The 26,506-nt window shown below is 72.2% G+C and carries 28 protein-coding genes, 1 tRNA gene and 1 pseudogene; 15 read left to right on the top strand and 15 right to left on the bottom strand.

Annotated elements, in window-relative coordinates; translation table 11 throughout:
* Positions 1 to 21 precede the first annotated feature (21 nt).
* Positions 22 to 98 (top strand) — tRNA-Thr (locus ACGFZL_RS03440).
* Between the two features lie 745 nt (positions 99 to 843).
* Here the strand turns inward: ACGFZL_RS03440 and ACGFZL_RS03435 are convergent.
* The 3 genes from ACGFZL_RS03435 to ACGFZL_RS03425 are packed head-to-tail and all read right to left on the bottom strand — an operon-like array spanning position 844 to position 2,107.
* The gene (locus ACGFZL_RS03435) at positions 844 to 1,062 is read right to left on the bottom strand and encodes a hypothetical protein (RefSeq protein ID WP_393688826.1); all 219 of its coding nucleotides are present in this window, start codon (positions 1,060 to 1,062) and stop codon (positions 844 to 846) included.
* A complete protein-coding gene (locus tag ACGFZL_RS03430; protein WP_393688824.1) occupies positions 1,059 to 1,652 on the bottom strand; it encodes a hypothetical protein in 594 nt (197 codons plus the stop codon). Before ACGFZL_RS03430 ends, ACGFZL_RS03435 begins: the two co-directional genes overlap by 4 nt.
* Positions 1,649 to 2,107 carry a hypothetical protein gene (locus tag ACGFZL_RS03425; protein WP_393688822.1) on the bottom strand — a complete coding sequence of 153 codons (459 nt, stop codon included), beginning with the start codon at positions 2,105 to 2,107 and terminating at the stop codon, positions 1,649 to 1,651. Before ACGFZL_RS03425 ends, ACGFZL_RS03430 begins: the two co-directional genes overlap by 4 nt.
* A 606-nt stretch (positions 2,108 to 2,713) precedes the next feature.
* Here ACGFZL_RS03425 and ACGFZL_RS03420 point away from each other — a divergent pair.
* The 3 genes from ACGFZL_RS03420 to ACGFZL_RS03410 all read left to right on the top strand — a co-directional run bounded on the left by ACGFZL_RS03420 (position 2,714) and on the right by ACGFZL_RS03410 (position 4,435).
* On the top strand, positions 2,714 to 3,037 hold the full coding sequence (locus tag ACGFZL_RS03420; protein ID WP_393688820.1) for a hypothetical protein: 324 nt from the start codon (positions 2,714 to 2,716) through the stop codon (positions 3,035 to 3,037).
* An 11-nt stretch (positions 3,038 to 3,048) separates the two neighbouring features.
* Entirely contained in the window at positions 3,049 to 3,705 is a 657-nt protein-coding gene (locus ACGFZL_RS03415) for a nucleotidyl transferase AbiEii/AbiGii toxin family protein (protein WP_393688818.1), read from the top strand.
* A gap of 556 nt (positions 3,706 to 4,261) precedes the next feature.
* A complete protein-coding gene (locus tag ACGFZL_RS03410; protein WP_393688816.1) occupies positions 4,262 to 4,435 on the top strand; it encodes a hypothetical protein in 174 nt (57 codons plus the stop codon).
* Positions 4,436 to 4,677: 242 nt separating this feature from the next.
* Here ACGFZL_RS03410 and ACGFZL_RS03405 read toward each other — a convergent pair whose 3' ends face one another.
* Complete coding sequence (locus ACGFZL_RS03405; RefSeq protein ID WP_393688814.1) at positions 4,678 to 5,850, bottom strand: epoxide hydrolase family protein; 1,173 nt, start codon at positions 5,848 to 5,850, stop codon at positions 4,678 to 4,680.
* An 82-nt stretch (positions 5,851 to 5,932) separates the two neighbouring features.
* Here ACGFZL_RS03405 and ACGFZL_RS03400 point away from each other — a divergent pair, with 82 nt between their 5' ends.
* Complete coding sequence (locus ACGFZL_RS03400) at positions 5,933 to 6,508, top strand: CGNR zinc finger domain-containing protein (RefSeq protein ID WP_393688812.1); 576 nt, start codon at positions 5,933 to 5,935, stop codon at positions 6,506 to 6,508.
* 302 nt (positions 6,509 to 6,810) lie between these two features.
* On the opposite strand, the gene ACGFZL_RS03395 is transcribed toward ACGFZL_RS03400, so the two are convergent.
* From ACGFZL_RS03395 to ACGFZL_RS03380, 4 genes and pseudogenes are all read right to left on the bottom strand, one after another.
* Positions 6,811 to 7,395: a hypothetical protein gene (locus ACGFZL_RS03395; RefSeq protein WP_393688809.1), complete on the bottom strand. Its 585-nt coding sequence runs from the start codon at positions 7,393 to 7,395 to the stop codon at positions 6,811 to 6,813.
* 195 nt (positions 7,396 to 7,590) lie between these two features.
* Positions 7,591 to 9,279 carry a bifunctional 3'-5' exonuclease/DNA polymerase gene (locus ACGFZL_RS03390; RefSeq protein ID WP_393688807.1) on the bottom strand — a complete coding sequence of 563 codons (1,689 nt, stop codon included), beginning with the start codon at positions 9,277 to 9,279 and terminating at the stop codon, positions 7,591 to 7,593.
* Between the two features lie 247 nt (positions 9,280 to 9,526).
* Positions 9,527 to 10,273 (bottom strand): annotated as a pseudogene (locus ACGFZL_RS03385) (Clp protease N-terminal domain-containing protein); the annotation flags it as partial.
* Positions 10,274 to 10,323: 50 nt separating this feature from the next.
* Positions 10,324 to 10,953: a LysE family translocator gene (locus ACGFZL_RS03380; RefSeq protein WP_393688805.1), complete on the bottom strand. Its 630-nt coding sequence runs from the start codon at positions 10,951 to 10,953 to the stop codon at positions 10,324 to 10,326.
* Between the two features lie 86 nt (positions 10,954 to 11,039).
* Here ACGFZL_RS03380 and ACGFZL_RS03375 point away from each other — a divergent pair, with 86 nt between their 5' ends.
* Positions 11,040 to 12,206, top strand: a complete 1,167-nt coding sequence (locus tag ACGFZL_RS03375) for a DUF2786 domain-containing protein (RefSeq protein ID WP_393688803.1) — start codon at positions 11,040 to 11,042, stop codon at positions 12,204 to 12,206.
* 81 nt (positions 12,207 to 12,287) lie between these two features.
* On the opposite strand, the gene ACGFZL_RS03370 is transcribed toward ACGFZL_RS03375, so the two are convergent.
* A complete protein-coding gene (locus ACGFZL_RS03370; RefSeq protein ID WP_393688801.1) occupies positions 12,288 to 12,830 on the bottom strand; it encodes a DUF4232 domain-containing protein in 543 nt (180 codons plus the stop codon).
* Positions 12,831 to 12,897: 67 nt separating this feature from the next.
* On the bottom strand, positions 12,898 to 13,449 hold the full coding sequence (locus ACGFZL_RS03365) for a hypothetical protein (RefSeq protein WP_393688799.1): 552 nt from the start codon (positions 13,447 to 13,449) through the stop codon (positions 12,898 to 12,900).
* A gap of 412 nt (positions 13,450 to 13,861) precedes the next feature.
* Here ACGFZL_RS03365 and ACGFZL_RS03360 point away from each other — a divergent pair, with 412 nt between their 5' ends.
* Positions 13,862 to 14,080, top strand: a complete 219-nt coding sequence (locus tag ACGFZL_RS03360; RefSeq protein ID WP_355174861.1) for a DUF397 domain-containing protein — start codon at positions 13,862 to 13,864, stop codon at positions 14,078 to 14,080.
* A 99-nt stretch (positions 14,081 to 14,179) separates the two neighbouring features.
* Here the strand turns inward: ACGFZL_RS03360 and ACGFZL_RS03355 are convergent, their stop codons facing one another.
* Positions 14,180 to 14,722 (bottom strand): ATP-binding protein, encoded by a 543-nt coding sequence (locus ACGFZL_RS03355; protein WP_393688797.1) that lies wholly within the window; start codon positions 14,720 to 14,722, stop codon positions 14,180 to 14,182.
* Positions 14,723 to 15,088: 366 nt separating this feature from the next.
* Here ACGFZL_RS03355 and ACGFZL_RS03350 point away from each other — a divergent pair, with 366 nt between their 5' ends.
* The 6 genes from ACGFZL_RS03350 to ACGFZL_RS03325 all read left to right on the top strand — a co-directional run bounded on the left by ACGFZL_RS03350 (position 15,089) and on the right by ACGFZL_RS03325 (position 20,572).
* Positions 15,089 to 15,913, top strand: coding sequence for a helix-turn-helix domain-containing protein (locus tag ACGFZL_RS03350; protein WP_393689580.1), 825 nt, complete (start codon positions 15,089 to 15,091; stop codon positions 15,911 to 15,913).
* Between the two features lie 86 nt (positions 15,914 to 15,999).
* Positions 16,000 to 17,460 (top strand): aldehyde dehydrogenase family protein, encoded by a 1,461-nt coding sequence (locus ACGFZL_RS03345; RefSeq protein ID WP_393688795.1) that lies wholly within the window; start codon positions 16,000 to 16,002, stop codon positions 17,458 to 17,460.
* A gap of 105 nt (positions 17,461 to 17,565) precedes the next feature.
* Positions 17,566 to 18,105, top strand: a complete 540-nt coding sequence (locus tag ACGFZL_RS03340) for a DinB family protein (RefSeq protein ID WP_393688793.1) — start codon at positions 17,566 to 17,568, stop codon at positions 18,103 to 18,105.
* 24 nt (positions 18,106 to 18,129) lie between these two features.
* The gene (locus ACGFZL_RS03335; RefSeq protein ID WP_393688791.1) at positions 18,130 to 18,771 is read left to right on the top strand and encodes a PadR family transcriptional regulator; all 642 of its coding nucleotides are present in this window, start codon (positions 18,130 to 18,132) and stop codon (positions 18,769 to 18,771) included.
* 80 nt (positions 18,772 to 18,851) lie between these two features.
* The gene (locus ACGFZL_RS03330) at positions 18,852 to 19,793 is read left to right on the top strand and encodes an ATP-binding cassette domain-containing protein (protein ID WP_393689577.1); all 942 of its coding nucleotides are present in this window, start codon (positions 18,852 to 18,854) and stop codon (positions 19,791 to 19,793) included.
* Entirely contained in the window at positions 19,790 to 20,572 is a 783-nt protein-coding gene (locus ACGFZL_RS03325; RefSeq protein ID WP_393688789.1) for an ABC transporter permease, read from the top strand. Before ACGFZL_RS03330 ends, ACGFZL_RS03325 begins: the two co-directional genes overlap by 4 nt.
* Positions 20,573 to 20,591: 19 nt before the next feature.
* On the opposite strand, the gene ACGFZL_RS03320 is transcribed toward ACGFZL_RS03325, so the two are convergent.
* Entirely contained in the window at positions 20,592 to 22,013 is a 1,422-nt protein-coding gene (locus ACGFZL_RS03320) for a glutamate decarboxylase (protein ID WP_393688787.1), read from the bottom strand.
* Between the two features lie 102 nt (positions 22,014 to 22,115).
* Between ACGFZL_RS03320 and ACGFZL_RS03315 the strand changes: the two genes are divergently transcribed.
* The gene (locus tag ACGFZL_RS03315; protein WP_393688785.1) at positions 22,116 to 22,871 is read left to right on the top strand and encodes a MerR family transcriptional regulator; all 756 of its coding nucleotides are present in this window, start codon (positions 22,116 to 22,118) and stop codon (positions 22,869 to 22,871) included.
* Between the two features lie 4 nt (positions 22,872 to 22,875).
* On the opposite strand, the gene ACGFZL_RS03310 is transcribed toward ACGFZL_RS03315, so the two are convergent.
* Entirely contained in the window at positions 22,876 to 23,241 is a 366-nt protein-coding gene (locus tag ACGFZL_RS03310; protein WP_355176104.1) for a YbjQ family protein, read from the bottom strand.
* Positions 23,242 to 23,342: 101 nt separating this feature from the next.
* Between ACGFZL_RS03310 and ACGFZL_RS03305 the strand changes: the two genes are divergently transcribed.
* On the top strand, positions 23,343 to 24,116 hold the full coding sequence (locus ACGFZL_RS03305) for a DedA family protein (RefSeq protein WP_393688783.1): 774 nt from the start codon (positions 23,343 to 23,345) through the stop codon (positions 24,114 to 24,116).
* Positions 24,117 to 24,170: 54 nt separating this feature from the next.
* Here the strand turns inward: ACGFZL_RS03305 and ACGFZL_RS03300 are convergent, their stop codons facing one another.
* Positions 24,171 to 25,895, bottom strand: coding sequence for a threonine/serine exporter family protein (locus tag ACGFZL_RS03300; RefSeq protein ID WP_393688781.1), 1,725 nt, complete (start codon positions 25,893 to 25,895; stop codon positions 24,171 to 24,173).
* 112 nt (positions 25,896 to 26,007) lie between these two features.
* The gene (locus ACGFZL_RS03295; RefSeq protein WP_355176164.1) at positions 26,008 to 26,499 is read right to left on the bottom strand and encodes an inorganic diphosphatase; all 492 of its coding nucleotides are present in this window, start codon (positions 26,497 to 26,499) and stop codon (positions 26,008 to 26,010) included.
* Between the last annotated feature and the right edge of the window lie 7 nt (positions 26,500 to 26,506).

The raw sequence follows: 26,506 nt of genomic DNA, 5'->3' as shown, positions 1-26,506 counted from the left end.
CACCATAGGTGCGCACGGCGCGCCGCCTTAGCTCAGATGGCCAGAGCAACGCACTCGTAATGCGTAGGTCTCGGGTTCGAATCCCGAAGGCGGCTCCATGGTGAACCCCAGGTCAAGCCTTTGACTTGGGGTTTCTTGGTTTTCGTTGACCTTGGAATCTGGGCAGATCGGACACTGTCTACCTGTGCGTCGCAATGCGTAGGTCGAAGTTTTCCTTTCTGTGACGAGAGTAACGATGCAACGCTCTGAACTGGCCTTTTATCAGCCTTCAGAGGGCGGACGAGGATTGCGCACAGGGTCCCGGTGGACAACCGGTGGACAGTCGTGCTTGACACTCCATCAGGAGACTCTTGCTGCGCCTGATCGGCGGGTGAATTGCGACCGTCTCCTCCCGGTGGTGGACAGGCGCCGTCGAAACTGTCCGGTCCGGACAGAACTCACAACTGGCTCGGGGTACTCGGCTGGCCTGGCACCTGGCGAGCTGGTGCCATCGGATTGCAGCTCGTGTTCGCCGACCAGGACGGCGGCACACGCGCTCGGCCACCTCGCATGCCTCATAGGCCACTCAACCTCAGCTCCGACGGCGGGGGCTGATCGCCGCGGTTCCCTGCGTGGTCAGCCGCGCAGGAAATACAGAACGGTCATGATTACGACGCCCAGCCGGGCGAGGTGGGCGTCGGTGAAGCCGCTGGCCACAGCGCCGGCCAGTATGCCGGTGAGGAGCGGCGGAGCGCTCGGCGTGTCCGAGGCGATCAGGCCCGGTGGACGATCTCGGCCGGGGTGAGGCCGGACGGCCGGGGGCACCCACGAGTGCGCCCCGGGTGCTCGGGTGGGTGGCCGCGCTCACGCGGTGGCCTCGCGGGTGTGCGCGTGGCCTTCGATGAGATCGGCGATCTCGCAGACACGAGCCTTCGGGTCGGGGGCCTCGGCGACCAACTCGACGAGCAGGTCATGGAAGGCGTCCCAGTCGGGGGTGCCGAGCCCGGCCGCGGTGCCTGCGGCCTGGTCGGCGCGCAGCTGCTTGATGATGTTGGCGGCGTCGGCGCTCAAGACGGTCGTCATGCCGGAACCTCCGCCTGCTCGGACTCGACCTGATTGAGGACGCGGGTGAGCGTCTCCCATACAAGACCCGGGTCTCCGGTCTCCAGGATCATCCCGGCCGCCGTGTCGAGGGCCCGATCGAGGGCGTCGCCGGCCTTCAGCTTCTCGGCGGCGATCCTTCGCAGGTTGCGCACGACTTCCTGGCGGGCCGCCTCATGTGCGGCGGGCAGCCGGTCGGCGGCATCCGCGAGATCCCAGCCAGCGGGGATCAAGTACGAGGCGGGGTCGTGCTCGTTGGCCACGACCCTGGGGACGGTGGCATGGGATCCCAGCTCGACGTTCAGGCGGAGCCGGGACGCTTCCCGAAACAGCGCGGTGATGTCCGGGCCCATCCCGTCGAGGATCACCTCGGTGACGGCGTAGCCGTGCTCGCGGAGCGCGAGTCGGGCGAGCCAGACGGCCGTGCCCGGGTTGGTGAGGTGCCGGTCGTAGATGACGGTGGCGGTGCCTTCATCGGGGAGGAAGTCGCGGAGTTCGGCGGCCTTGCCGGGGGAGGAGACGGGGCTGCGGCGGACCGTGAGCGTGAGGTCGCGGAGGATGTCGGCGGTCACGTGGTTGCCTCCTGGTGGGTGAGGAGGGCACGGGCGGCGTGGAGGCAGAAGGCGGGGTCTTGGCCGACGGGGACGACGAGGATGCGGCGGCCGACGATGAGCTGCAGGTAGTAAGCGTGGAATTTGCCGCGGAGGGCCTCGGCGAGAGAGGACGTGTCCCACTCCACGACCTGGATGTCGTGTTGGGTGGTGAACGCCTTGAACGCGGCGACGGGGTCGGGGGCATGGTTGGCGATCATGTCGACGAAGCCGTGGAGTTCCTGCCCGGAGAGTTCAGGGTTCGAGGAGTCGACTATGACTGTTTCGATCGCGTCCAACGCCTGGTTGACGTCCTTCGGGTCGACGCCCTGCTCGACACGGGCCGGCATCTTGGCATCGGGGTCGAGCGCTTCGGGCTGCGGGGTCAGCGAGGTGAGGTGCTTGGCGGCGCCGACGCTTGTTGCTGTAGTGGACACGGACTTGCTCCTTGGTTCCGAAGGTCAGGATCGAGGCCTCGCGACCGGTGATGTCAGTACCGGCCGGGTCTCTCTTCGGTGATAAGGGTTCTGTCGAACGCCCGTCTAGAAGGCTGTCCCGTTTAGGGAGTTGGGGCCTGAAAACCACGCTTCTCGCGGTAAGCTGCGTGTAGAATCTGCGGTTTCTGCACCGTGCGCCTCGTCCGCCACCACCACATCCCGCTGCCCCCGGTCAGCTGGGACTTGAGTGGCTCCCAGCGCGCGGTGGCGATCGAGGCGAGCACCACCGGCCGCTCCGCGTTCGTCTCCTCCCAGCCCTGGCACCGGGCGATCACCGTCGGCAGACCGAACTCGCGCCCTAGTTCCTTGCGTCACTGCTCCACCAACCCGGCCGGGGTGACGGTGAGCGTGTCGGCGATACTCAGTTGTCCTCACTCAGGGAGTGACAGGAAGAGGGCAGGCGAGCACTTTCCGTCACGCGCGCGAGTCGGCCTGCCGAACGCGAGGGACGTGAGCCGGCTCGGTGGTCCTGCATGCTGCCCAGGACCGGGCGCGAGACGTCACAGCTACCGGCGGACAATGCGCGGGCAGGGGCATACTGGATGCATGGAGGCACGGGTGCGGTATGCGGAGATCCGGCCCTACACGGTTCCGGAGACCTTGGAGGAACTGACTGGTCCGGTAGCGGGAGTGGTGGTTCTGCCGACCGCACTGGACTGGACGCCCAAGCGCGTCTACGACCTGTCGGACGACGTCGACCTGCGGATGCTCTACGAGACGGTCCTCCGTGAGGCCATGCATGTGGAAGAGCTACGGCAGTTCCTGGACGCGGTGCTCCTCTCGACCGTGTGGCAGAGGCTGTGGCTTCCGCCGCGCGCACGGTTGGCGTGGGAAGAGCGATTCCCGCAGTTGGCCCGCAGGGCTGCGTAGTATTCGCCCGCATGGATCCGTTTCATGCCCGACTCGCCCGTATCGGTCTTGAAGCCGCCGAGAGATACGGCTTCGTCCTGGCCGGCGGGTACGCGGTTCAGGCGCACGGGTTCCTGGAACGGCTGTCGGACGACGTCGACCTCTTCACGGACATCGCCGACCCCGTCGCCTTCTCCGAAGCTGTCGAGGCGGTGGTTGCGGCCTACCGGGCGGCCGACCTGACCGTCGAGGTGGAGAAGTCCGCCGAGGTGTTCGCCCGGTTTGCGGTTGCCGACGAACAGGGGCACAGGGCGAAGGTGGAACTCGGGTGCGACTGGCGGGCTCGGCCGCCTGCGGTGTTGGAGATCGGTCCGGTACTGCACCCCGATGACGCGGTTGCCAACAAGGTGACCACGCTGTTCGGACGGGCCGCGCCACGGGATTACCTCGACGTGAATGCCGCGCTCGCCTCCGGGCGGTACTCCAGTGGGCGGCTGCTGCAGTTGGCGTCGGAGCACGACGCCGGGTTCGATCCGAGCTACTTCGCCCTAGCGCTGCGGGCAGTCGACCGCTGGCCGGACCGGGAGTACGAGGCCTACGGCGTCGACGGCGGCCAAGTGGAGGATATGCGCCGACGGTTGCGCGCCTGGGCTGCCGAGATCCTTGACGAACGGCTCGACGACAATTGACCCGGCCAGTTGTGTCGACCCCGGGCATCCACAGGCGTGGGCGATCTCGCCGCCCGCGGCGCCTCTGGCACCGGAACTGGAGGTGGCGGTGACCGGACCTCAGCGACGGGGCGCTTGTGTATGTTCTACAGCGACATCTGTTCGCATCTCCGCCTGATCGACGCGTCGTCGGGAGCCCGGCTCCGGTCTCCCTGCTGGGCCGGCGACAACCTCCGTCGGTGGACAGCCGGTGGACAGACGCCTTCGGACAGTGGATCACGGGATAGCGCAGGTCAACCTGTCGCACCTCCTCTGATCAGGCAGAACGTCACTCGGCAGCACAACCAGGCACCATGCAGCATGAACACTCTCGGTCTCGTAATGCGTAGGTCTCGGGTCCGAATCCCGAAGGCGGCTCCGTCAAACGCAGGCGGGCATTGGGCCGGCGGCTCGGCGGAAAGGCACTGCCCCGATGGCTCGGCCCCGCTCACGGCGTAATGCGGCCTGGACGGCTCTCATCGGTTTCTGAGGTCGCCGGGGACAGGGCGGTGATCGATCGACGTCTGTGTGAACCGCCTTGGCGCTCGCCGTTCGGCGCTGGATAGGGGCGCACCACTACACCTCTCCGTCCGTCCTGCCCGGCATGCTCGGCGGCATCTCGCTGGCCCTCGCTCGGGGGGTGGGGACGGACGAGTTCCTCATCAGCCTGGGGGCCGGCCTCGATGAGCTGGCCGCGTGCACGTGCCGGTAGGGCAGCCGGGTCGGCCCTCTTCCCAGCTGCGGGAGCGGTCTTCCCGACGATGCCCGAGGCCAGTACTTCGGGGAGCATGGCGAGCGCCTGCCCGGGCTGGTGTTCACCGCCGGGAGGCCGTGCGGGCCGGTGGTCTCCCCGGGGTCCTTTTGGCTCCGGCCTGATCGGCTGCCGCGCGTGGGAAGGCCTGTCGGTGGTCGGCGGATCCGTGTGCCCCGGGGCGCGAATGGCTCGCGGTGAGGTCAGGTGGCTGCGGTCAGTACCGCTGTGAGGCCCTCTTGCAGGTCTTTGATGAAGTGGGTGGGGGCCTCCAGGGAGGGGAAGTGGCCTCCGGAGTCGGGGGAGTTCCAGCGGACGAGTCGGCGGTAGCGCTGCTCTGCCCAGGGGCGTGGGCACTTCTCGATGTCGCGGGGGTACATCGTGATCGCCGACGGGACGTCGACCCGGAGTTCGGGGTCGAGGGAGTTGTGGCTCTCGTAGTAGATGCGGGCTGCTGAGGCGCCGGTGCGTGTCAGCCAGTACAGGGTGACGTCGTCGAGGATGCGGTCCCTGGAGATCGTCTCGAAGGGGCTGTCCTCGGTGTCCGACCACTCGGCGAACTTGTCGAGGATCCAGGCGAGGAGGCCGACCGGTGAGTCCACGAGGGAGTAGCCGATGGTCTGCGGTCGGGTGGCCTGCTGTTTGGCGTATGCGGCGCGGTGGTGCCAGAAGTTGTGGGTTTCCTCGGCCCACCTGCGCTCGGTCGTCGTCAGGCCGTCCGTCGTCAGGCCGGGCGGGCCCTCGGCGAACGTCGTATGGATGCCCAGGACGTGCTCCGGGAACCTGCCGCCGAGGACCGTGGTGATGTTGCCGCCCCAGTCGCCGCCGTGGGCCGCGAAGCGGTCGTAGCCGAGCCGTGCCATGAGTTCTACCCAGGCGGCCGCGATCTTCTCCGTTCCCCATCCGGTGGTGGCCGGCTTGTCGCTGTAGCCGAAGCCGGGGAGGGACGGGGCCACGATGTGGAAGGCCGGTGCTTCGGGGGCTTCTGGGTCTGCCAATTCGTCCACGACGTCGATGAACTCCGCGATGCTGCCCGGCCAGCCGTGCGTCATGAGCAGGGGAGTGGCGTCCGCGCGCGGGGATCGGCGGTGCAGGAAGTGGATGCCCAGGTCGTCGATGGTCGTGCGGAACTGGCCGACGCGGTTGAGGTCTTCCTCGAACGACCGCCAGTTGTACGTGGTGCGCCAGTAGTCCACGACGTCGGTGAGGTCGGCGAGCGGCACGCCCTGGTCCCAGCGGCGGGGGCCGGGGCGGGAGGGGTGGACCGTCTCGGGTTCCGGTAGGCGTGCCGCGGTCAGGCGGGCGCGCAGATCGGCCAGGTCGGCGTCGGTTGCGCGGGATGCGAAGGCTTGTACGTCGGCGGCTGGGCGGGGCATGAGACCTCCTGGCCATGGGTGAACCGGCTAAGACGGTTCTAGCAGGGCTTGTGGGTGTGCTGCAACCGGCTAAGGTGGTTCCATGCGTAGTGAGTTCCCTGACTTCCGCCTCGGCAAGGTGCTGGCGACCAGCTTCACGGGGACTCTGTCGGAGCGGCACGGTGATCCCGTGGAGCGCGTCCCCACGCCGCAGCGGCTCGTGGACTGGCTGGCGGTGAGTGGCCTCGCCGTGGCGTCGTGCACCCCTGCTCAGCTCGAACTCGCCCGGGAGCTGCGGGAGTCGATCCACGCCGCCGCCACAGCCGCCGCCACAGGGGACGTACTTCCCGCCTCCGCTGTCCGCGTCATCAACGACCGCAGCGTCCGAAGCCGGGCCGCGGCCGTCCTGACGCCCGAGGGTGAGCGGCGCTGGCAGCTCGGCTCGGGCTCCTCCGTGGAGGACGCCCTCGGCGTGATCGCCGCCGACGCGGTCGACATCATCGCGGGTGAGCGGGACGGGAGGCTGGCCCTGTGCGCGTCGCCGACCTGCCGAGCCGCCTTCTTCGACACCAGCCAGAGTCGTACGCGCAGGTGGTGCGACATGAACACGTGCGGCAACCGGCAGAAGAAAGCGCGCTTCCAGGCGGGCCGGCGCGGGGTTTCCGGCTCGGCGGAGTGATCGTCACCTCCTGCGGGAGTGGAGGATGCCTCGTCGCCGTGCGGTGAGTGTGGTCGCCGGCCACGTGGTTTGCCCGTGTCGTGCGCGATGGCTGAGGCGTCGCGCGGGGCGTCGGAGGCTGGCTCGGAGGGGAGCACGTCGCGCGCGGCCCAGCAATGGTGAGGGGCGGTCGCCCATCCGCAGTCTCCGCCGTGTGCGTCGGACGTCGGCCGGCGGACGGGGGCGGTGCGGTGTGGTCGGGATCGGCCATGGCTGGGTGCCGGTACGCCCGCTTCGGCGGTACGAGCGGACGCCGCGTGTGGTCAGGGGCTCGGTTGTTCCGCGGCGTCTTCGGCGCGCAACGCCCGGGAAGCGGCGGCCAGTCGGCGTTCCTGGCGGCGCAGTGTGAGCGGGGTCAGGAGGAAGAGCGTGCTGAGGACGAGGAACAGGGCGGCCAGGGCGTACGAGCCGTCGAGGGCGCGGAACACCGCCGTCGAGAGCCACAGGACGATCAGGGCGAGGCGCAGCCATGTCCAACCGCTCGCGCGCTGCTGCTCCAGCGTCCGGCGCTGGCGCGCGAGGATCTCGAGCACCGCCGGGCGGACGGCCGGGTCGGTGGGCGGCGTCCCGCGGCGCACCTCCCGCCCGAGCCTTATCCACCGGTCGGCGTCCAGGCCGAAGCCGCGGGCTCGGCGGCTCTCCAGACGCCACACCACGGCGAACGCGCCCCATCCCGAGGCCGCCGCGATCACGCCGATGACGAGGCCGTCGCGCAGCCAGTCCCGCGCGCCCCCGAGCAGGGCGCCGACCGCGAACCCCGTCGCCATCGAGATCGCGGACAGTGAGGCCAGGTACCCGAGGAGTTGGAGACGGTCCGACCTCGCGGCGCGACGCTGGTTCCCCGACATGCTCTGCCCCCTCTGGCCCGCCCCGCCCGCCCCTTGCTCCCGTCTACCCGACCGGCTGGCCTCCTATCGCAGGCCGAGAGGGGGAGGTGTGGTTCATGCCGGAGGGGATCGGCTCGGCCGGCCTGCCTCGCCCCCGCGTACACGGCCGGCCGCGCATGCGGTGCTCACACGCCCCGCCGCCCGACATCCCGCCCCTCACTTCGCGTCGGCATAGCACTCCACCACCGCCGTCGTGAACGGGAACCGCACCGGCGTCTCGCCGAACGTCAGCCGGCCCGCCAGGTCGGCGGCCTCGCGGATCGCCGCGACGACCGTGTCGGCCTCCTGCTCGGGACAGTGCACGATCACCTCGTCGTGCTGGAAGAAGACCAACTCGGCGGCGAGGCCGGCGAGGCGCTGGCGGAGCGCGGCGAGCAGCAGCAGGGCCCAGTCGGCGGCGCTGCCCTGGACGACGAAGTTGCGCGCGAAGCGACCGCGGGCCCGCGCGTCGCCCGAGGCGTGGCCCGGCGTCCACTCCCGCGGGCCGGCGTCCGGGTCACCGCCCTGGGGCAGCCCGGCCTCCTCCGCCGCGTCGTCGGACGGGTCCGCGGCCGGCGGGCAGGTGCGGCCCAGCCAGGTGCGGACGAGGCGGCCCTCCTCGCCGGCCCGGGCCGCGTCGTCGACGTAGGCGACCGCCCGCGGGAAGCGGCGGCGCAGCGCGGCGAGGTTCTTGAGGCCGTCGCCCTTGGTCTGCCCGTACATCGCGCCGAGCACCGCGAGCTTGGCCCGGTCGCGGTCGCCGGCGAAGGCCCGCTCGGACACCGCCTGGTAGAGGTCGGCCGACCGGCCCGCCACCTCCATCAGCGCCGGGTCGCGGGAGATGGCCGCGAGGACGCGGGGCTCCATCTGGTCGGCGTCGGCGACCACCAGGCGCCAGCCGGGGTCGGCGACGCAGGCCCGCCGGATCACCTTCGGGATCTGGAGCGCGCCCCCGCCGTTGGTCACCCAGCGCCCGGAGACCGCGCCGCCGATCAGGAAGCCGGGACGGAAGCGGCCGTCGCGCACCCAGTCCTGCAGCCAGGACCAGCCGTGCGCGACCCAGATCCGGTACAGCCGCTTGTACTCCAGGAGCGGCTTCACCGCCGGGTGGTCGACCGACCGCAGCTCCCAGCGCCGGGTCGAGGCCACCTTCACGCCGGCCTGCGCGAACGCCTTGAGGACGTCGGCGGGCAGGTCGGGTCTGACCCGGCGGCCGAAGGCGGCGGACACCTCGTCGGCCAGCTCGGCGAGCCGGCGGGGCTCGCCGCCGCCCGCGTACCGCTCGCCCAGCAGGTCGCGCAGCACCTCGCGGTGCATGTCGGCCCGCCAGGGCAGCCCGGCGCGGTTCATCTCGGCGGCCACCAGGGTGCCGGCGGACTCGGCCGCGGTCAGCAGCCGCATCCGGTCCGGGTGCGCGGCGCGCTCGTGGCGCCGCTGCTGCTCGGCGTAGACCGCGAGCAGGTCGGCAAGGGGGAGGTGGACGGTGGGCGGCTCGAAGAGCGAGGACTGGGCGCCCCGCTCGGCGAAGCGCGGCGGCGGATCGGGCGGGACGGGGGTGCCGCGCAGGCGGGCGAGGGCCGCGGCGGCGGAACGCGGCTCGCCGTACCGCCCCTCGTGGCCGAGGAGGAGGGTCTCGGCCACCTCGATGTCGTAGCACCGCTCCACCCGGACCCCGGCGGCGGCGAGGCGGGGGTGGAGGTCGGCGGTGGACCGCCAGACCCACCGGGTGGCCTCCGGCCGGTCGCCTACGGCCTCGGCGGGACCGGCCTCCCGCCGCACCGGCCCGGCGGGCAGCCCGTCAGGACCGAGGGGAGCGACCTCCACGCCACCGCCCTCGGCCGGGGCGAGTGCCCACCTTTCGGCCATACGGCGAGTCTCGCACCGGGGTCTGACATCGGCCTCGCGACGGGACGCGGTCCGACCTCGACGCTCAGCCCTGCCCCGACTCCCGCCCGGATTCCTGTCCCGGCTCCCGCCCGGACTCCTGCCGCAGCTCCCGCCCCCGCCCCTGCCCCGGCTCGGGCCCCTGCCCGGACTCCTCGCCGGCGCCCGGCGCCGGGGTCGCCTCCGCCGTCGGCCCGGCGCCCGGCGCCGGGGTCGCCCCCGCCGTCGGCCCGGCGCCCGGTGCCGGCTCCGCCCCCGCCGGCGTCACGAACTTCGCCAGTGCCTCCGCGAGCCACCGCTCGACCGCGTCCTTGGTGACGCCGAGGCCGCTGAGCACGCCCGCGCCGTGTTCGTGCTCCAGGAGGGCGAGCAGGATGTGCTCCGTGCCGACGTAGTTGTGGCCGAGGCGCAGGGCCTCGCGGAAGGTCAGTTCCAGGACCTTCTTGGCGGCGGGGCCGTACGGGATCAGCCCCGGGACGTCCGCGGCGGCCGGAGGCAGCACCCGGGTGGCCGCCTCGCGGACCGCGTCGAGGGGCACGCCCTGGGCGGTGATCGCGTGCGCGGCGAAGGCGTCGCGTTCGGTGAGCAGGCCGAGCAGCAGGTGCTCGGGCAGCCCCTCGGTGGCACCGGCGGCCACCGCCGCGTCGTGCGCGGCGCTCACGGCCTGGCGCGCGCGGGGCGTGTAGCGGCTGAAGCCGGCGCTCGCGTCGAGGCCGGCCGACTCCTTCGGCACGAAGCGCTTCTGGGCGGCCTGCCGGGTGACGCCCATGCTCCGGCCGATGTCCGACCAGGACGCGCCGGAGCGCCGGGCCTGGTCCACGAAGTGGCCGATGAGGTGGTCGGCGACCTCGCCGAGGTGCTCCCCGGCGATGACCGCGTCCTGGAGCTGCTCCAGGGGCTCGGGGTGGACCGTCTTGATCGCGTCGATGAGTTCGTCGAGGCGCACGGTCGACGCGATGCCCGGATTCATCGTCATGTGTCAACCGTAGGTTGCCTCGCCGGGGAGTGTCAACCGGTGGTTGACGGTCACTTCGGCGACGCCACCACCAGCCGCACCGCGAGGCCCGTGAACACCGTCCCGGAGGCGATGTTCATCCAGCGGTTCACCCGCTTGCTGCGCCGCAGCAGGCCGGCCAGCCGCCCCGAGACCAGGCCGATCAGCCCGTCGGTCAGGAAGCCCAGCACCACCAGCGTGCCGCCGAGCACGAGCAGTTGGCCGGGGACGTGGCCGAGGGAGGGGTCCACGAACTGGGGCAGGAAGGCCACGTTGAAGAGGATCACCTTCGGGTTGAGCAGGTTGGTGATCGCGCCCTGCCAGAAGGCGCGCCGCATTCCCGGGCCCCGGGGCGCCCCCTCCTCGGCCGGCGTCGAGCGGTCCCGGAACGCCTTCACCGCCAGGTACAGCAGGTAGGCCGCGCCCGCCCAGCGCAGCACGTGGTAGAGCGTCGGCAGGGCCGTGAACAGCGCCGACAGGCCGAGCGCCGCGGCCACCGCGTGCACCAGCATGGCGCTCGCCACGCCGAGGGCGGCCATCACGCCGGCCGTGGGACCGCCGCGCCCGCCCATCGCCACGATGAACATCATGTCCGGGCCGGGGGTGACGCACAGCGCGAAGCCGGCCAGCAGGAACGCCGTGTAGAGAGTCGGATCCACCATGCCTCCATCGTGTGCGGCCGGGCGGCGGCGCCTCGACCGGTTTTCGCGGGATGAGACGCCGCGGGCCCACGTGGCACCATCGCCGGGTGAGTACGCCCAGCACCGTCGACCGCGCCTTCGCCGCCGCCCTCTACGACACCGCCGACACCGCCCTCGACACCGCCGCCTCGCTGCTCGCCGCCGACCCCGCGGCCGACACGGAACTGGCGCGGCGGGGCGAGGAGTTCGTCGCGGCGGCCTGGCGGCGCGAATGGCAGCCCGCCGACCTGGTGCGGATCGTGCGGCGCGAGCTGGGGGACGTGCACGTGCGGCTTGCCGCCGGCCTGATCCGGGCGCAGGCTGCGCGGGACCGGCCGCGCGGCCCCCGCTGGGCCGCGCAACTGGCCGACCTGCCCGGCGCACCGCACCAGGCCGCCCGTACCGACCGCTTCTCGCACGCCACCGCCCTCCTGGAGCTGTACCGCCTCCTGTTGCGCCTGCCCGCCCTGGAGCCCTTGGAACAACAGGGGAAGACCGTCGAGGCGAGGCCCGAGTCCCGGGCCCTCGCCCGGATCCGCGCGCTGCTCGCCAAGGCGGAGGCGACCGGCTATCCCGAGGAGGCGGAGGCGCTCAGCGCGAAGGCGCAGGAGCTGATGGCCCGGCACAGCGTCGACGAGGCGCTGCTCGCCGCCCACGCGCCCGCGCCCGACGCGCCCGGCGCCCGCCGGATCGGCGTCGAGGCGCCGTACGAGCAGACCAAGGCGGTGCTGCTCGACGCGGTGGCCGACGCCAACCACTGCCGGGCCGTGTGGAGCGAGGCGTTCGGCTTCTCCACCGTGGTCGGGTTCGAGGCGGACCTGGAGGCGGTGGAGCTGCTGTACACCTCGCTCCTGGTGCAGGCCGAGGCGGCGATGACCAAGGCGGAGGCCGCGCAGCGGTCGGGCGGGCGGAAACGGACCAAGACCTTCCGCCAGTCCTTCCTCGCCGCCTACGCGCACCGGGCCGGCACCCGCCTGCGCGCGGTGGCCGAGCGGACCACCGCCGAGCGCGCCGCCGCAGGGGCTGAAGGTACCGAGGGGACCACGGGCGACGGCGCGGCCGAGCTGCTGCCCGTCCTCGCCTCCCGCCAAGTGGCCGTCACCGAGCGCCTGGAGGCGATGTTCCCGCGCACCACGACCACCCGGCTGCGCGGCGTGGACGACGAGGCGGGCTGGACGGAGGGCACCCGCGCGGCCGAACGCGCCCAGGTCGGCCGCCTCCGCCCGCTGCCCTGACCGGCCTCCTCGGACCGGACCGGCTTCCCCGGACCGGACCGGCCTCCCCGGACCGTTCCGGCTTCCCCGGACCGGATCGGCTCAGTCGCCCGCCTGCTGGAACGCCCCCACCGTCGCGTCCGGCTTCCCGGCCTTGAGCGCGACCTCGCCGTACGACCACGGGACGTCACGGGTCTCGGCGGCGCCCGGCAGGGCGAAGCGGGCGGTCCGCACGGCGAGGCCCGCGGGGGAGCCGCCGGCCTCGCCGCGTACGTAGGTGAGGGTGAAGGACGCCTCGCCGCCCTCGGCGAGGGTCAGCTTCTGCGCCGCGGCCGCCTGGTCCTTCGGGACCTCGGCCGTGGTGCCGTCGGCGGCGAGGGTGACGGCGGGGAAGCCGTCCAGCGTGCACGGCCCGCCGGAGCGGGCGAGGCTCACGGTGACGGTGCCGGTGTCCCCGGCGGCGGGCGCCGGGCTCGCGTCGACGCGCACGTCGACGTCGCCGAGCCCGCAGGCGGCGACCCCGCCCCGGCCGCCGTCGCCGCCGCGGTCGGCGCCGTCGTCGGCGCCCCCGCCGTCGTCGCAGGCGGTCAGCAGGAGCGCCGAGGCGAGGGTGACGGCGGCGGTGAGGGTGTGCGTGGTGCGCATCGGCGGTCTTCCTGTGGAGGCGAGCGGAGCGTCCCCGGGGAACCGGGGACGGCACAGGGTCTCAGACTCAGGAGGCCGGACCCGCCGTCGGCAGCCCCGGCGGCAGCGAGCCGCCCTCCGACCGGGTGTACGTCTCCTCGCCGGGGCCGCCCCGCCAGCTGACCTTCAGGGTGTTCTCGCCGACCGACTCGACCGTCCCGTCGGCCCGGTCGTCGCTGCCGTCGGTGCACTTGAGGCGGATCGCGTCGCCGCTCGCCGTGCCGCTGCACACCGACCCGCCGGTGGCGAAGAGCGCGGCCTTGTCGCCGGTCACCACCAGGGCGACGGCGTGGCCGCCGCTGGTGGTCAGCCAGCTGCCCGCCAACTCCCCGCCGCCGGCGGGCGTCCCGCTCGTACCGCCGCTTGCGGACGCGCTCGCCGAGGGCCCGGAACCGCCCGGCCCCGACGAGGCGGCCCCCGGGCTCCCCGAGGCGCCCGCGTCCCCCGAATCACCGTCGTCCGTGCACCCGGTGAGCGTCAGGACGCCCGCCACCCCGGCCGCCACGGCCAGCCCCCACCGGGCCCGGGCGCCCCGCCCGGCCCTCCGGACCGCCGTGCTCCCCGCAGTCGTCTGTGCCATCGCAAGCTCCCCACTCGTCACCGGACGGCCGGGTCGGCCGAAGACGACCGCAAGCTACCAGCCCGCCCCCGCGCCCCCGGCGAGCCCGGGTCCCGCACCGCATGCCGGGCCGAACCCCGGGCACCGGTAGGGAACGTCTTCCCGTGCCCGTGCGTCCATGAGGGCAGGGGCACGAGGGCAAGGGCTTTCGGCGGACAGGCGTCCGGCACCGCTGTAACCGTGGGACCACTGCCCGTGCACGTGCATTTGCTCATGCACCCGCACGTGAACGAGGTTATGATCCGGGACAGTTGACCACTGCATCAATGGCCACATCAGCCAGTGCACCACCGGGGAGCGACCTGTGGACCACGACGCGTACGAGGTTGTAGACGTGTACGACGTTGTAGACGCGTCCGGCGTGTACAACGGCATGGCCGCCACGCAACTGACCGACGTGGCCTGGCAGAAGAGCCGGCACAGCAACTCCCAGGGTTCCTGCGTGGAGTTCGCCCGGCTGCCCGACGGCGGGGTCGCGATGCGCAACTCCCGCTTCCCCGACGGCCCCGCGCTCGTCTACACGCGGGCCGAGATCGAGGCCATGCTCCTCGGCGTCAAGGACGGGGAGTTCGACCACCTGGTCGCCGGCTGAGCCGGGCGCGTACGAAACCCGACCCGCACGCGACCCGCCCCGCACGCGACCCGACCCGCACGCGCGGAGAACCGCGGCGCGCGAAGGCGCCGCGGTCCGTCACTCGGCCGGTGGCCGCGGCAGCCGGAACAGCGCCCAGACCACCTTGCCGTCCAGCGCCCCGGCCAGCGGGTGCCAGCCCCAGCCGTCGGCGAAGGAGTCGACGAGGAACAGGCCGCGCCCGGACTCCGCCGAGAAGTCGTCGCTCGGGCGGGCCACCGGGCTGTCGTGACTGGAGTCGCGCACCGCGCACACCAGCCGCTCGGTCCAGCGCATCAGATGCAGCCGCACCAGACCCTGCTCCACGACGAGCGACCGCGCCCCCGGTGCCGAGGACGAGGAAGGGGTCGGGGTCGGGGCCGCGGACGGGACGCCGTGCCGCAGGGCGTTGGTGACGAGTTCGGAGACCACCAGGCACACGTCGTCGAGTCGCTCGCCCAACTCCCAGCCGTCGAGGGTGCGTCGGGTGAACCGCCGGGCCTCGCGCACCGCCTCGAAGCGGGCGGGCAGGGCGCAGGAGGCGGCGTTCGACACGGCCGCGGGGTCGAGTGGGGGAAGGCCCTGCCGTAACGGCTCGAGCATGGTCGATCCATTCGTCCCCATGCGAGGCACTCCCGGTGATTCGCGGTGGTAGCGATGCGGCGCGGTGGTGCGGGACCATGGTTTCGGATGCGTACCGCAGATGCAAGGGCAGATGCACGTGCACGTGACCGGAATACGCCTGCCCGTACCGCTTGTTGGGCAATTTTCGCGTCATCTTCTCCCCCGCTTCACCTGCGCATCCCGTCCGCTTCCGGCCGTTCGGGCCCGCTTCGCCGAGTGATCCCGACCACTTCCGTCGGCTGAATTCCGTTTGCGTAACCGGACGAGTACTGCTCGGAGTGATTTAGTGGCAGACTTCGGCCCCTGAACACGTTGGGGAGGCTGGCGGACGTGAGCGCGGGAGAGCCCGGATCGGTGGTGCGGCGCATGCTGCTCGGATCACAACTCAGGCGACTGCGTGAGACTCGGGGGATCACGCGGGAGGCCGCGGGCTACTCGATCCGCGCCTCGGAGTCCAAGATCAGCCGGATGGAGCTGGGCCGGGTGAGCTTCAAGACCAGGGACGTCGAGGACCTGCTGACGCTGTACGGCGTCACCGACGAACAGGAGCGCAACTCGCTGCTCGCGCTGGCGAAGGAGGCCAACGTCGCGGGCTGGTGGCACAGTTACACCGACGTGCTGCCCAACTGGTTCCCCACCTATGTGGGCCTGGAGGGCGCCGCCTCGGTGATCCGGGTCTACGAGGTGCAGTTCGTGCACGGCCTGCTGCAGACCGAGGAGTACGCCCGCGCGGTCGTCCGGCGCGGCATGAAGGACGCCGGCGAGGCCGACGTGGAGCGCCGGGTGGCGCTGCGCCTTGAGCGGCAGAAGCATCTCGTCGCGGAGAACGCCCCCGCCTTCCACATCGTCCTGGACGAGGCCGCGCTGCGCCGGCCGTACGGCGACGGGCAGGTGATGCGCGGGCAGCTCCAGCACCTCATCGACATGTCGGAGCGCCCCAACGTCACCCTCCAGGTGATGCCGTTCGGCTTCGGCGGGCACGCCGGCGAGAGTGGCGCGTTCACGATCCTCGGCTTCCCCGACTCCGACCTGTCCGACGTGGTCTACATGGAGCAGCTCACCAGCGCCCTGTACCTGGACAAGCCGGAGGACGTCGCCCAGTACGAGGCGGCGCTCGGGGAGCTGCGCCGGGACAGCCCGGGGCCCGAGGAGAGCCGGGACGTGATCCGGGGCCTGCTGCAACTCGGCTGATCCGTCAGGAGAGTTGGCGAACCGGCACACCAGTACGATGACGCGTGATCAGGGGAGTTCCCGAGACCAGGGATCGAGGCGTTCGCATGTCGTCGTACTTCACGGAACTGGCGCGGCAGTACATCGACGGCGAGTGGCGGGCGGGCACCGGCTCCTGGGACCTCATCGACTTCGACCCGTACGACAACGAGAAGCTGGCCTCGATCACCATAGCCACCGCCGACGAGGTCGACCTGGCCTACCGCGCGGCGGCCCGCGCCCAGCCCGCGTGGGCGGCGGCCGGCCCGTACGCGCGCCGGGCCGTGTTCGAGCGGGCGCTGCGCCTCGTCGAGGAGCGTGAGCCGGAGATCGCCGAGGCGCTCGTCACCGAGCTGGGCAGCACCCGGCCGACGGCCGCCTTCGAGGTGCGCCTCGCCAAGGAGGCCCTGCGCGAGGCGGCGCACCTGGCGCTGAGCCCCCGGGCGACCGTCCTGCCCTCGCCGGTCGCCGGCAAGGAGAACCGCCTCTACCGGGAGCCGGTCGGCGTGGTGGGCGTCGTCAGCCCCTTCAACTTCCCCTTCTTCCTCGCCCTGAAGTCGCTCGCCCCGGCCCTCGCGCTCGGCAACGGCGTCGTCCTCAAGCCGCACGAGGACACCCCGGTGACCGGCGGCACGCTGATCGCCCGGATCCTGGAGGAGGCCGGGCTGCCCGGCGGCGTGCTCAACGTGGTGGTCACCGACGTCGCGGAGATCGGTGACGCGTTCCTGGCGCACCCGGTCCCCGAGGTCATCTCCTTCACCGGCTCCGACCAGGTCGGCCGGCACGTCGCCATGGTCTGCGCCGCCCACTTCAAGCGCTGCGTCCTCGCGCTGAGCGGCAACAGCGCCCTGGTGGTCCTCGACGACGCCGACGTGGACTACGCGGTCGACGCGGCGGTCTTCAGCCGGTACGTCCACCAGGGCCAGGTCTGCATGGCCGCGGGCCGCGTGCTGGTGGACCGCTCGCTCGCCGAGGAGTTCACGGCGAAGTTCGCGGCCCGGGTCGGCGCGCTCGGGGTCGGCGACCCGCGCGAGGCGTCGACGGTGATCGGGCCGCTGATCAACTCCTCGCTCGCCGACGACGTCGCCGGCGTCGTCGAGCAGGCCCTCGCCGAGGGCGCGACCGCCCTGGTGCGCGGCACCGTCCGGGACAACCTGGTCGGCCCGTCGGTGCTCACCGGCCTGCCCGCCGACTCCGCGCTGCTGCGCCGGGAGGTCTTCGGGCCCGTCGCCTTCGTCGTCGCCTTCGACGGCGAGGACGAGGCCGTCCGCCTCGTCGACGACACCCCCTACGGCCTCAGCGGCGCCGTGCACACCGCCGACGTCGAGCGCGGGGTGCGCTTCGCGCGGCGCGTGGCGACCGGCATGTTCCATGTGAACGACGGCACCGTGCACGACGAGCTGATCGTCCCCTTCGGCGGCGAGAAGCACTCCGGCGCGGGCCGCCTGAACGGCGAGGCGAGCCTGGACGCCTTCACCCGGCAGAAGTGGGTCTCGGTGCAGCACGGCCGGAGCACGTTCCCCTTCTGAACAGCCCCATCTAGGAAGCGAACTGACCTCGATACCTCCTAGCGTGGCCGGTACCGGACGGAGGAGGATCCCCTTCCCCCGCCGCATCCCGGAAGGCGGCCGGTCATGGTCACTCACGTACGAGCCGAGACGCAGGGCGACGAGCGCGGCGCGCTGCTCTCTTTCCTGGCCGAGGAGCGCGGCGGCCTACGCCGTGCCGCCCTCGGCCTGACCGACGAGCAGGTCACCGACCGCCCGACCGCCAGTGAGCTGTCCCTGGCCGGGCTGGTCAAGCACGTCGCCGAGACCGAGCAGGGCTGGCTGGCCCGCGCCCGGCAGGTGCCGCCCGCCGTCGAGCGGGACCGGTCGAACTGGCACGAGTGCTTCCGCCTGGTCGGCGACGAGACGCTCGCCGCGCAGCTGGCCCGCTACGAGGAGGTGGCCGCCGAGACCGAGGCGTTCGTCCGCTCCGTGCCGAGCCTGGACGACGTCTTCCCGGTGCCCTCGGCTCCCTGGTTCCCGCCCGAGGGCCGGGTGTCGGTGCGCTGGATGTGCCTGCACCTGATCCGCGAGACGGCCCGGCACGCCGGCCACGCCGACATCATCCGGGAGTCGCTGGACGGGAAGTCGGCGTGGGACCTGGTGGCCCTGGAACAGGCCGGGTGACGGCCGAGCCATAACCTGGGCCGTATGTCAACGATCCGTCTCCTCGTCCTTGGCGCGGTCCGCCAGCACGGGCGGGCCCACGGCTACCAGGTGCGCAACGACCTGGAGTACTGGGGCGCGCACGAGTGGTCCAACGCCAAGCCGGGCTCGATCTACCACGCGCTGAAGCAGCTGGCGAAGCAGGGCCTGCTGCACGCGCACGAGACCGCGCCGTCCACGGCGGGCGGGCCGCCGCGCACGGAGTACGAGATCACCGACCGCGGCGGGGAGGAGTTCTTCCGGCTGCTGCGCGAGGCGCTGGTCGCCTACGACCAGAAGACGGACATCCAGTCCGCCGCCGTCGGCTTCCTGGTCGAGCTGGAGCGGGCGGAGGCCCTGGAGCTGCTCCGGGAGCGGATCCGGCGGATCGGCGCGTGGCGGGCGGCGGTCACCGAGCACTACGTCCCGGAGGACGGCCCCGGCCGGCTGGGCCACATCGGCGAGATCATGAACCTCTGGGTCCACACGGCCGACTCCGACGCCGCGTGGACCCAGGGGCTGATCGCCCGCCTCGAGGCGGGCGCCTACACCTTCGCCGGCGAGGGCGAGACGTTCGTCGGCGTGCTGGCCGAGGGGCAGGAGAACCCGTACGCGACGGGGGAGCGGCATCCGGGGGACGACCGCTAATCAAGTTTGACCAGAAAGTGAGCGGGCAGTAGCCTCGCGCCAGTAGTCAAGATTGATTAGTGAGCAAGGGGGAATGCTCCATGGCCGACGCGGCGATCACCGTCGAAGGGGTGCGCAAGAGGTACGGCACCAAGCACGCGCTGGACGGACTCGACCTCACGGTCGCGCCCGGCACGGTGCACGGCGTCCTGGGCCCGAACGGCGCCGGCAAGACGACGCTGGTCCGCGTCCTGTCGACCCTGCTGCGGCCCGACGCGGGGCGGGTCGAGGTGGCCGGGCACGATGTCTTGGCCGAGGCGTACGCCGTGCGGCTGCGCATCGGGCTGCTCGGCCAGCACGCGGCGCTCGACGAGGAACTGGGCGGTCGGCAGAACCTGGAGCTGTTCGGCCGCCTCCACCACCTGGGCGCCCGGCGGGCACGCGCGCGTGCCGGCGAACTCCTGGCCCGCTTCGACCTCGCCGACACCGGACGCAAACCGGTCGGCGCCTACAGCGGCGGCATGCGGCGCCGCCTGGACCTCGCCGCGTCCCTGATCACCGAGCCCGAGGTGCTCTTCCTGGACGAGCCGACCACCGGCCTCGACCCGCGCGGCCGGGCCGAGGTGTGGGACTCGGTCCGCTCCCTGGTCGGCGGCGGCACGACGGTCCTGCTCACCACCCAGTACCTGGAGGAGGCCGACCAGCTCGCCGACCGCATCTCGGTCGTCGACGCCGGCCGGGTCGTCGCCGACGGCACGGCGGACGAGCTGAAGGCCGCCACCGGCGGCGACCGCGTCGACGTCGTGCTGCGCGACGGCGGCCAACTGGGCGCCGCCGTCGCCCTGCTGCCGCTCACCGGCGTCCGCGTCGACGTCGACCGCAGGCTGCTCAGCGCCCCGGTCACCGACCGGATGGCGGCGCTGTCCGGCGTCGTACGGGCGCTGGCGGAGTCCGGCATCGAGGCCGAGGACGTGACGCTGCGCCGCCCCACCCTGGACGAGGTGTTCCTGCGCCTCACCGACCGCACGAAGGAGGCCGTATGAGCACCGGCGCCCCGCACCCCGCCGCGTACGCCCTGACCGACTCCTGGACGATGACCCGCCGCGAGCTGGCCCGCTGGGCGCGCCGGCCGGTCACCGTCGTCGTCGGCCTGCTCTTCCCGGTGATGCTGCTGCTGATGTTCGGCTACCTGGTCGGCGGCGGCCGGGGCGTCACCGGCGCGTACGTCGACTACCTCGTCCCCGGGATGCTGGCCCTGACCATGGCCTTCGGCCTGGAGGGCACCATGATCGCGGTCACCCAGGACCTCACCAAGGGCGTCGTCGACCGCTTCCGCTCCCTGCCGATGGCGAACGGCGCGGTCCTGGTCGGCCGCTCCGCCGCCGACATGCTCCAGTCGGCGGTCGGCCTCGCGGTGCTGATCGGCGTCGGCCACGCGCTCGGCTGGCGGGCGCACGGCGGGCCCGGCGCGTTCCTGGGCGCGGTGGGCCTGCTCCTGCTCTTCCGCTTCGCCATGCTGTGGATCGGCATCCACCTCTCCCTGGTGGCGGGCAAGCCGGAGCTGGTGCAGGCGGTGCAGATCCTCGTCTGGCCGGTCGGCTTCCTCTCCAACGCCTTCGCCACCCCGGACGCCATGCCCGGCTGGCTGGGCACGGCCGTCGAGTGGAACCCGCTGTCGCAGACGGCGACGGCCGTGCGGGACCTGTTCGGCGGCCCCGGCGGCGAGGCGGGGCACGTGTGGGCGGCGGTGACCTGGCCGCTGGGCCTGCTGGCGGTGTTCGCGCCGCTCGCGGTGCGGAGGTTCGCCCGCCTTGACCGGTGATCCCCCGCCGCCGGCCGGGTCAGTGGTGGAAGCCGGTCGCCGCCTCCCTGTCCCGGGTCACCGGGCCCGGCTGGCGGCGCAGCTCCGGCAGCAGCCGCGTCAGGTCGGCCACGAAGAGGTCGGCCAGGTCGTGGGTGAAGCCGTTGCGGCACACCACCCGCAGCACGGACAGGTCCTCGCGGTGCGGCGGGAAGGTGTACGCGGGCACCAGCCAGCCCGCCTCCCGCAGCCGCCGCGACACGTCGAAGACGTCGAAGGCTGTCACGTCCGGGGCGGTGGTGAAGGCGAACACCGGCAGCTCGTCGCCCCGGGTCAGCAGCCGGAAGTCGCCCAGCGCCTCCACCCGCTCGGCGAGTCCGCGCGCCACGTCCCGCGCGTTCTGCTGCACCGCCCGGTAGCCCTCCCGGCCGAGCCGCAGGAAGGTGTAGTACTGCGCCGCCACCTGCGCGCCCGGCCGGGAGAAGTTCAGCGCGAAGGTCGGCATGTCGCCGCCCAGGTAGTTCACCCGGAAGACCAGCTCCTCCGGCAGTGCCTCGCCGTCCCGCCACAGCGCCCAGCCGACGCCCGGGTAGACCAGGCCGTACTTGTGCCCCGAGGTGTTGATCGACGCCACCCGCGGCAGCCGGAAGTCCCACACCAGGTCCTCGTCGAGGAACGGCGCGACCATGGCCCCCGACGCCCCGTCCACATGCACCGGGATGTCGAGTCCGGTGCGCTCCTGGAGGGCGTCCAGGGCGGCGCACAGCTCGGCGACCGGCTCGTAGGAGCCGTCGAAGGTGGAGCCGAGGATGCCGACCACGCCGATGGTGTTCTCGTCGCACAGCCCGGCGGCGGCCTCGGGGTCGAGATGGAAGCGGTCGCCCTCCATCGGCACCTGCCGGGCCTCGACCTCCCAGAAGTCGCAGAACTTCTCCCAGCACACCTGCACGTTGACGCCCATGACCAGGTTCGGCCGCGCGGAGCCCGGGTATCGGTCGGCGTTGCGCCGTGTCCAGCGCCGCTTGAGTGCCATCCCGGCGAGCATGCACGCCTCGCTCGACCCGGTCGTGGAGCAGCCGACGGCCGCCGCCGGGTCGGGCGCGTGCCACAGGTGGGCGAGCATCGCCACGCAACGCCGCTCCAGCTCGGCGGTGCGCGGGTACTCGTCCTTGTCGATCATGTTCTTGTCGCGGCACTCGCTCATCAGCACCCCGGCCTGCGGCTCCATCCAGGTGGTGACGAAGGTGGCCAGGTTCAGCCGGGCGTTGCCGTCCAGCATCAGCTCGTCGTGCACCAGCTGGTACGCCGTCGACGGCGGCAGTGGCCCGTCCGGCAGCCGGTGCGTCGGCGGCGCCTCGGTCATCCCGCCCACCGGGTCGGCCTCGCCGTAGAAGGGATTGACCCCGCGCCCGCGCCGACGCCCCTCATCCTGTGACGGGTGTTGCCCGTGATGCAGTGGCATGCCTCCGACGGTAGGCCGCCGCCACCGGACCCGCACGCGGACGGGCTTGCACCTCACGCGGCGTGAGGGGGCAGCGTGGGCGGCGTCAGGAAAGGAGCGGAGATGACCTACTCCGTGGGACAGGTCGCCGGATTCGCCGGCGTCACGGTGCGCACCCTGCACCACTACGACGCCATCGGCCTGCTCGCCCCCGGCGGGCGCAGCCACGCGGGGCACCGGCGCTACAGCGACGCCGACCTCGACCGGCTCCAGCAGATCCTGTTCCACCGCGAGCTGGGCTTCCCGCTCGACGAGGTCGCCGTCCTCCTCGACGACCCGGACGCGGACCCGCGCGCGCACCTGCGCCGGCAGCACGAGGTGCTGACCGCCCGGATCGAGCAGCTGAGGGCGATGGCGGCGGCCGTCGAACACGCCATGGAGGCACGCAGGATGGGCATCGAACTCACCCCCGAGGAGCGCTTCGAGGTCTTCGGGGACAAGGACCCCGAGCGGTACGCCGAGGAGGCGGAGGCCCGCTGGGGCGGCACGGAGCGGTACGCCGAGTCCCGGCGCCGCGTCGCGACGTACACCAAGGAGGACTGGCGGCGCATCAACGCCGAGGTGGCCGACTGGGGCGAGCGCTACGCCGCCCTGATGGCCGCCGGTGAGCCCCCGGCCGGACCGGCCGCGAGGGCCCTGGCGGAGGAGCACCGGCAGCACATCACCCGCTGGTACTACGACTGCGACCGCACGACGCACACCGCCCTGGCCGACATGTACGTCGCCGACGAGCGCTTCAGGGCGTTCTACGACGGCATGCGCCCCGGCCTCGCCGAGCACCTCAGGGAGGCGATCCTGGCGAACGCCGCCGGGGCCTGAAGACTCATTCCCGGGCGACGACCACCGCCGTCCCGTAGGCGCACACCTCGGTGCCGACGTCCGCCGCCTCGGCCACGTCGAAGCGGAACGCCAGCACGGCGTTGGCACCCCGCGCGCGTGCCTGCTCCACCAGCCGCTCCATCGCCTCGTTGCGGGTCTCCGCCAGCGTCTTGGTCAGCCCGCGCAGCTCCCCGCCGACCAGCGACTTCAGTCCGGCGCCGATCTGGCTCCCCAGGTGCCGGGAGCGCACGGTGAGGCCGAACACCTCGCCGATCACCTGCTGCACGCGGTACCCGGGTACGTCGTTCGTGGTCACGACCAGCACATCGGTCTCGGCGCTCTGCCCGCCGCCGTATTCTTCGAGGCCCATGCCGTCCGGGTGCCCCGTCGGGAACCGGCTACCCGGAGGCCGCGTTGATACGTTGGGGCTGCCAGCCCCCGCCCGCCCCCCATGTGCAGGAGCCCCATCCCGTGACCACGCTTGCGCTCGGCCCCGAGTGGCTGAGCCCGGACTACCTGATCGAGACGTTCAGCCTGCCCGGCATCCTGCTGATCGTCTTCGCCGAGTCCGGTCTCTTCGCCTTCCTGCCCGGCGACTCGCTGCTGTTCACGGCCGGCCTCTTCGTGGCCCAGGGCCAGTACATCAGCCAGCCGCTGTGGCTGGTCTGCGCCCTGATCGTGGGCTCGGCGATCCTGGGCGACCAGGTGGGGTACATGATCGGCAAGTTCTTCGGGCCCCGGCTCTTCAGCCGCCCCAACTCCAGGATCTTCAAACAGGAGAACCTGGAGAAGGCCCACGAGTTCATGGAGAAGTTCGGCCCCAAGGCCATCGTCCTGGCCCGCTTCGTCCCCATCGTGCGCACCTTCGCCCCCATCGTGGCGGGCGCCGGCCGGATGAAGTACCGCACCTTCCTCACGTACAACATCATCGGCGGCGCGGCCTGGGGCACCGGCGTCACCCTCGCGGGCTACTGGCTGGGCCAGATCGAGATCATCCACAAGAACGTCGAGGCCATCCTGGTCCTGATCGTCCTGGTCTCGGTGATCCCGATCGCGATCGAGTACCTGAGGGAACGGAAGAAGAAGAAGCGAGCGGCAGCGGCCAGGCCGCGCCCCCGCCCGTACCAGCCCCCGGTGGACCAGCCCACGACCCAGCTCCGCCGCATCGACCCGTACCGGGACCAGTACAGCCAGGACCAGTACAGCCAGGACCAGTACAACCAGGACTACTACAACCGGGGCTAGGGTCAGTGCCCTAGGGGTGCGGCCGGCCACGATGCACCCGTACCCGGCAGCGCCTCAGAACCCCCGCGTCCGCTTGGCCGCACGGCGCCCCGCGGCATTCGCCCCACCCGGCATCCGCAGGAACAACCGCGAGATCTCCCCACCCAGGTTCACCCCGATCGCGATGGCCATGGCCAGGGCGACCGCGGTCGACAACGACACCAGCCCCTTGTCGACCTCGCTCTGCGCGATGGCGAGCAGCCCGAAGTACGTCGCCGAACCGGGCAGCAACGGCCCGATCGCCGCCGTCGTGTACGGCAACGCCGACACGAACCGGTACCGGGACATCAGCTGCCCGAACAGCCCGACCAACCCCGCCGCGGCCGCCGTGGAGGCCACCGGCGAGATGTTGCCGGCGTAGTGCATCGCGCCGAAGACGCACCACGCGATCCCCCCGTTCACCGTCACCGCCCACACCGTGTGCCGCTCCTGCTGGAGCAGCACCGCGAAGGCCAGCGACAGCAGCATCGAGGCGAAGATCTGCACGACCGGCTGGTCACCCGTGCCCAGCGCCGCGTCGGGATTCAGCTCGGCGCCCAGCTGCACCCCGAAGTACAGCACCAGCAGCACCCCGGCCACGATGCTGACGAAGAAGTACATGACCTCGAGCAGCCGCGCCGACGCGGTGATGTAGAACCCGGTCAGCCCGTCCTGCACCCCCGCCACCAGGGCCCGCCCCGGCAGCAGCGCGAACAGCCCACCGGTGATGACGGCGGACGCGGCGACCTCGACGTGCGTCAGGGTGAGCGCGATCCCGATCGCGGCCGGCGGCATCGCGGCCACCGCGAACTGGTAGAACTCCGGGAGCCCGCGCCCCGCGCACAGCCAGGCCAGCCGGTCGCCGAGCATCGCGCCGACCATGGCCGCGAAGAACACGACGACGTCACCGCCGACGAGCAGCGAGGCCGCGCCGGCGAGCAGGCCGCTGGCCGTGGTCAGCACCCAGCCGGGGTACGGGTGGCGGTTGCGGCGGATCTCCGCGAGGCGCCGGTACGCCTCCTCCATGGACAGGGACGTCTCCGGGTCGCTGAGGTCGTCCACCAGGTGGAAGACCGCCGCGAGCCGCGTGTAGTCGGTGCCCCGGCGCCGTACCGTGCGCGACGCGGTGACCGGGTCCTCGACCAGCGACGGCTGGTGCGAGATGGACAGCAGCGTGAAGGTGACGTTCGGCTCGCAGCGGTCCAGGCCGTAGGAGCGGCACACGGCGAACATCGCCGCCTCCACGTCCTCCGCGCCCTCACCGCCGGCGAGCAGCAGCTCCCCGATGCGCAGGGTCAGGTCGAGGACGCGCGGGACGGCCGGGCCGGTCTCGTCGTCCTGGCGCTGGGGCGTCTCGGGGGCAGGACGCTCGGCCACCGGCATGCGCAGCATCGCCCGCATCCGGTCCTGCCAGGGGACGTCCTTCGTCAGGCTGACCACCGGGAAGCCGGACGCCGGGGTGAAGGCGGCCGGGGTCCAGGCGTTGTACGTGCTCGGCGCGGTGAACGCCGACCCCTCGGTCTCGGCGGCCGGCGCCGGCGGGGCCTCGTAGCCCTCCGGCAGGGCGAACTCCGAGGTCGTCTCGGCCTCGCTGACGACCGGTCTCCGCGCGGCGAGCCCCGCCGGGATCTCGAACTCCGAGGTCACCGACGACTCGCTCTCGGCGTGGGTCGTCGGTGCCGACGTGGTCACACCGCCCGGCGGCCGGAAGGCACTGCGGGCCTCGTCCGACTGCGGCTTGCGGTCCTCCGCCTCCGTCACGTGCGTAGCGCTCCCTGGTACAGACACACCCTCCTGTGTCCTTCAGTATGCGTACTCAAACGTGAACGGGCCGCACGCCCCGGCGTACGGCCCGTTCAGAAGAAGTGGCTGCTCAGTGGCTGCCGGACTCCTTGAAGCGCTTGTACGAGCGCTCGATCTCGACCTCCGCGTCCACGCGGCCCACCCAGTTGGCGCCCTCGACGGACTTGCCGGGCTCCAGGTCCTTGTAGACCTCGAAGAAGTGCTGGATCTCCAGGCGGTCGAACTCCGACACGTGGTGGATGTCACGCAGGTGCTCCACGCGCGGGTCGGTGGACGGCACGCACAGCAGCTTGTCGTCGCCGCCGGCCTCGTCCGTCATGCGGAACATGCCGATCGCGCGGCAGCGGATCAGGCAGCCGGGGAAGGTCGGCTCGTCCAGGATGACCAGCGCGTCCAGCGGGTCGCCGTCCTCGCCGAGGGTGTTCTCGACGAAGCCGTAGTCGGTCGGGTAGGCGGTCGAGGTGAAGAGCCGACGGTCCAGGCGGATCCGACCCGACTCGTGGTCCACCTCGTACTTGTTCCGCGAACCCTTCGGGATCTCGATCGTGACGTCGAACTCCACCGGACGC

Origin of the sequence: Streptomyces sp. NPDC048182 (assembly GCF_043202555.1) — a bacterium.
GTDB lineage: Bacteria > Actinomycetota > Actinomycetes > Streptomycetales > Streptomycetaceae > Streptomyces.
This window is presented reverse-complemented; position numbering and strand designations above follow the sequence as displayed.

Excerpts from the sequence above, each read along its gene's own strand:
- ACGFZL_RS03380 (WP_393688805.1), bottom strand. The coding sequence starts at position 10,953 with ATGGTGGATCCGACTCTCTACACGGCGTTCCTGCTGGCCGGCTTCGCG.
- ACGFZL_RS03435 (WP_393688826.1), bottom strand. The coding sequence starts at position 1,062 with ATGACGACCGTCTTGAGCGCCGACGCCGCCAACATCATCAAGCAGCTG.
- ACGFZL_RS03355 (WP_393688797.1), bottom strand. The coding sequence starts at position 14,722 with ATGGGGACGAATGGATCGACCATGCTCGAGCCGTTACGGCAGGGCCTT.
- ACGFZL_RS03325 (WP_393688789.1), top strand. The coding sequence starts at position 19,790 with ATGAGCACCGGCGCCCCGCACCCCGCCGCGTACGCCCTGACCGACTCC.
- ACGFZL_RS03400 (WP_393688812.1), top strand. The coding sequence starts at position 5,933 with ATGCGTAGTGAGTTCCCTGACTTCCGCCTCGGCAAGGTGCTGGCGACC.
- ACGFZL_RS03420 (WP_393688820.1), top strand. The coding sequence starts at position 2,714 with ATGGAGGCACGGGTGCGGTATGCGGAGATCCGGCCCTACACGGTTCCG.
- ACGFZL_RS03335 (WP_393688791.1), top strand. The coding sequence starts at position 18,130 with ATGTCAACGATCCGTCTCCTCGTCCTTGGCGCGGTCCGCCAGCACGGG.
- ACGFZL_RS03310 (WP_355176104.1), bottom strand. The coding sequence starts at position 23,241 with ATGGGCCTCGAAGAATACGGCGGCGGGCAGAGCGCCGAGACCGATGTG.
- ACGFZL_RS03340 (WP_393688793.1), top strand. The coding sequence starts at position 17,566 with ATGGTCACTCACGTACGAGCCGAGACGCAGGGCGACGAGCGCGGCGCG.
- ACGFZL_RS03390 (WP_393688807.1), bottom strand. The coding sequence starts at position 9,279 with ATGGCCGAAAGGTGGGCACTCGCCCCGGCCGAGGGCGGTGGCGTGGAG.
- ACGFZL_RS03350 (WP_393689580.1), top strand. The coding sequence starts at position 15,089 with ATGCTGCTCGGATCACAACTCAGGCGACTGCGTGAGACTCGGGGGATC.
- ACGFZL_RS03345 (WP_393688795.1), top strand. The coding sequence starts at position 16,000 with ATGTCGTCGTACTTCACGGAACTGGCGCGGCAGTACATCGACGGCGAG.
- ACGFZL_RS03315 (WP_393688785.1), top strand. The coding sequence starts at position 22,116 with ATGACCTACTCCGTGGGACAGGTCGCCGGATTCGCCGGCGTCACGGTG.
- ACGFZL_RS03320 (WP_393688787.1), bottom strand. The coding sequence starts at position 22,013 with ATGCCACTGCATCACGGGCAACACCCGTCACAGGATGAGGGGCGTCGG.
- ACGFZL_RS03395 (WP_393688809.1), bottom strand. The coding sequence starts at position 7,395 with ATGTCGGGGAACCAGCGTCGCGCCGCGAGGTCGGACCGTCTCCAACTC.
- ACGFZL_RS03360 (WP_355174861.1), top strand. The coding sequence starts at position 13,862 with ATGGCCGCCACGCAACTGACCGACGTGGCCTGGCAGAAGAGCCGGCAC.
- ACGFZL_RS03370 (WP_393688801.1), bottom strand. The coding sequence starts at position 12,830 with ATGCGCACCACGCACACCCTCACCGCCGCCGTCACCCTCGCCTCGGCG.
- ACGFZL_RS03330 (WP_393689577.1), top strand. The coding sequence starts at position 18,852 with ATGGCCGACGCGGCGATCACCGTCGAAGGGGTGCGCAAGAGGTACGGC.
- ACGFZL_RS03405 (WP_393688814.1), bottom strand. The coding sequence starts at position 5,850 with ATGCCCCGCCCAGCCGCCGACGTACAAGCCTTCGCATCCCGCGCAACC.
- ACGFZL_RS03365 (WP_393688799.1), bottom strand. The coding sequence starts at position 13,449 with ATGGCACAGACGACTGCGGGGAGCACGGCGGTCCGGAGGGCCGGGCGG.
- ACGFZL_RS03415 (WP_393688818.1), top strand. The coding sequence starts at position 3,049 with ATGGATCCGTTTCATGCCCGACTCGCCCGTATCGGTCTTGAAGCCGCC.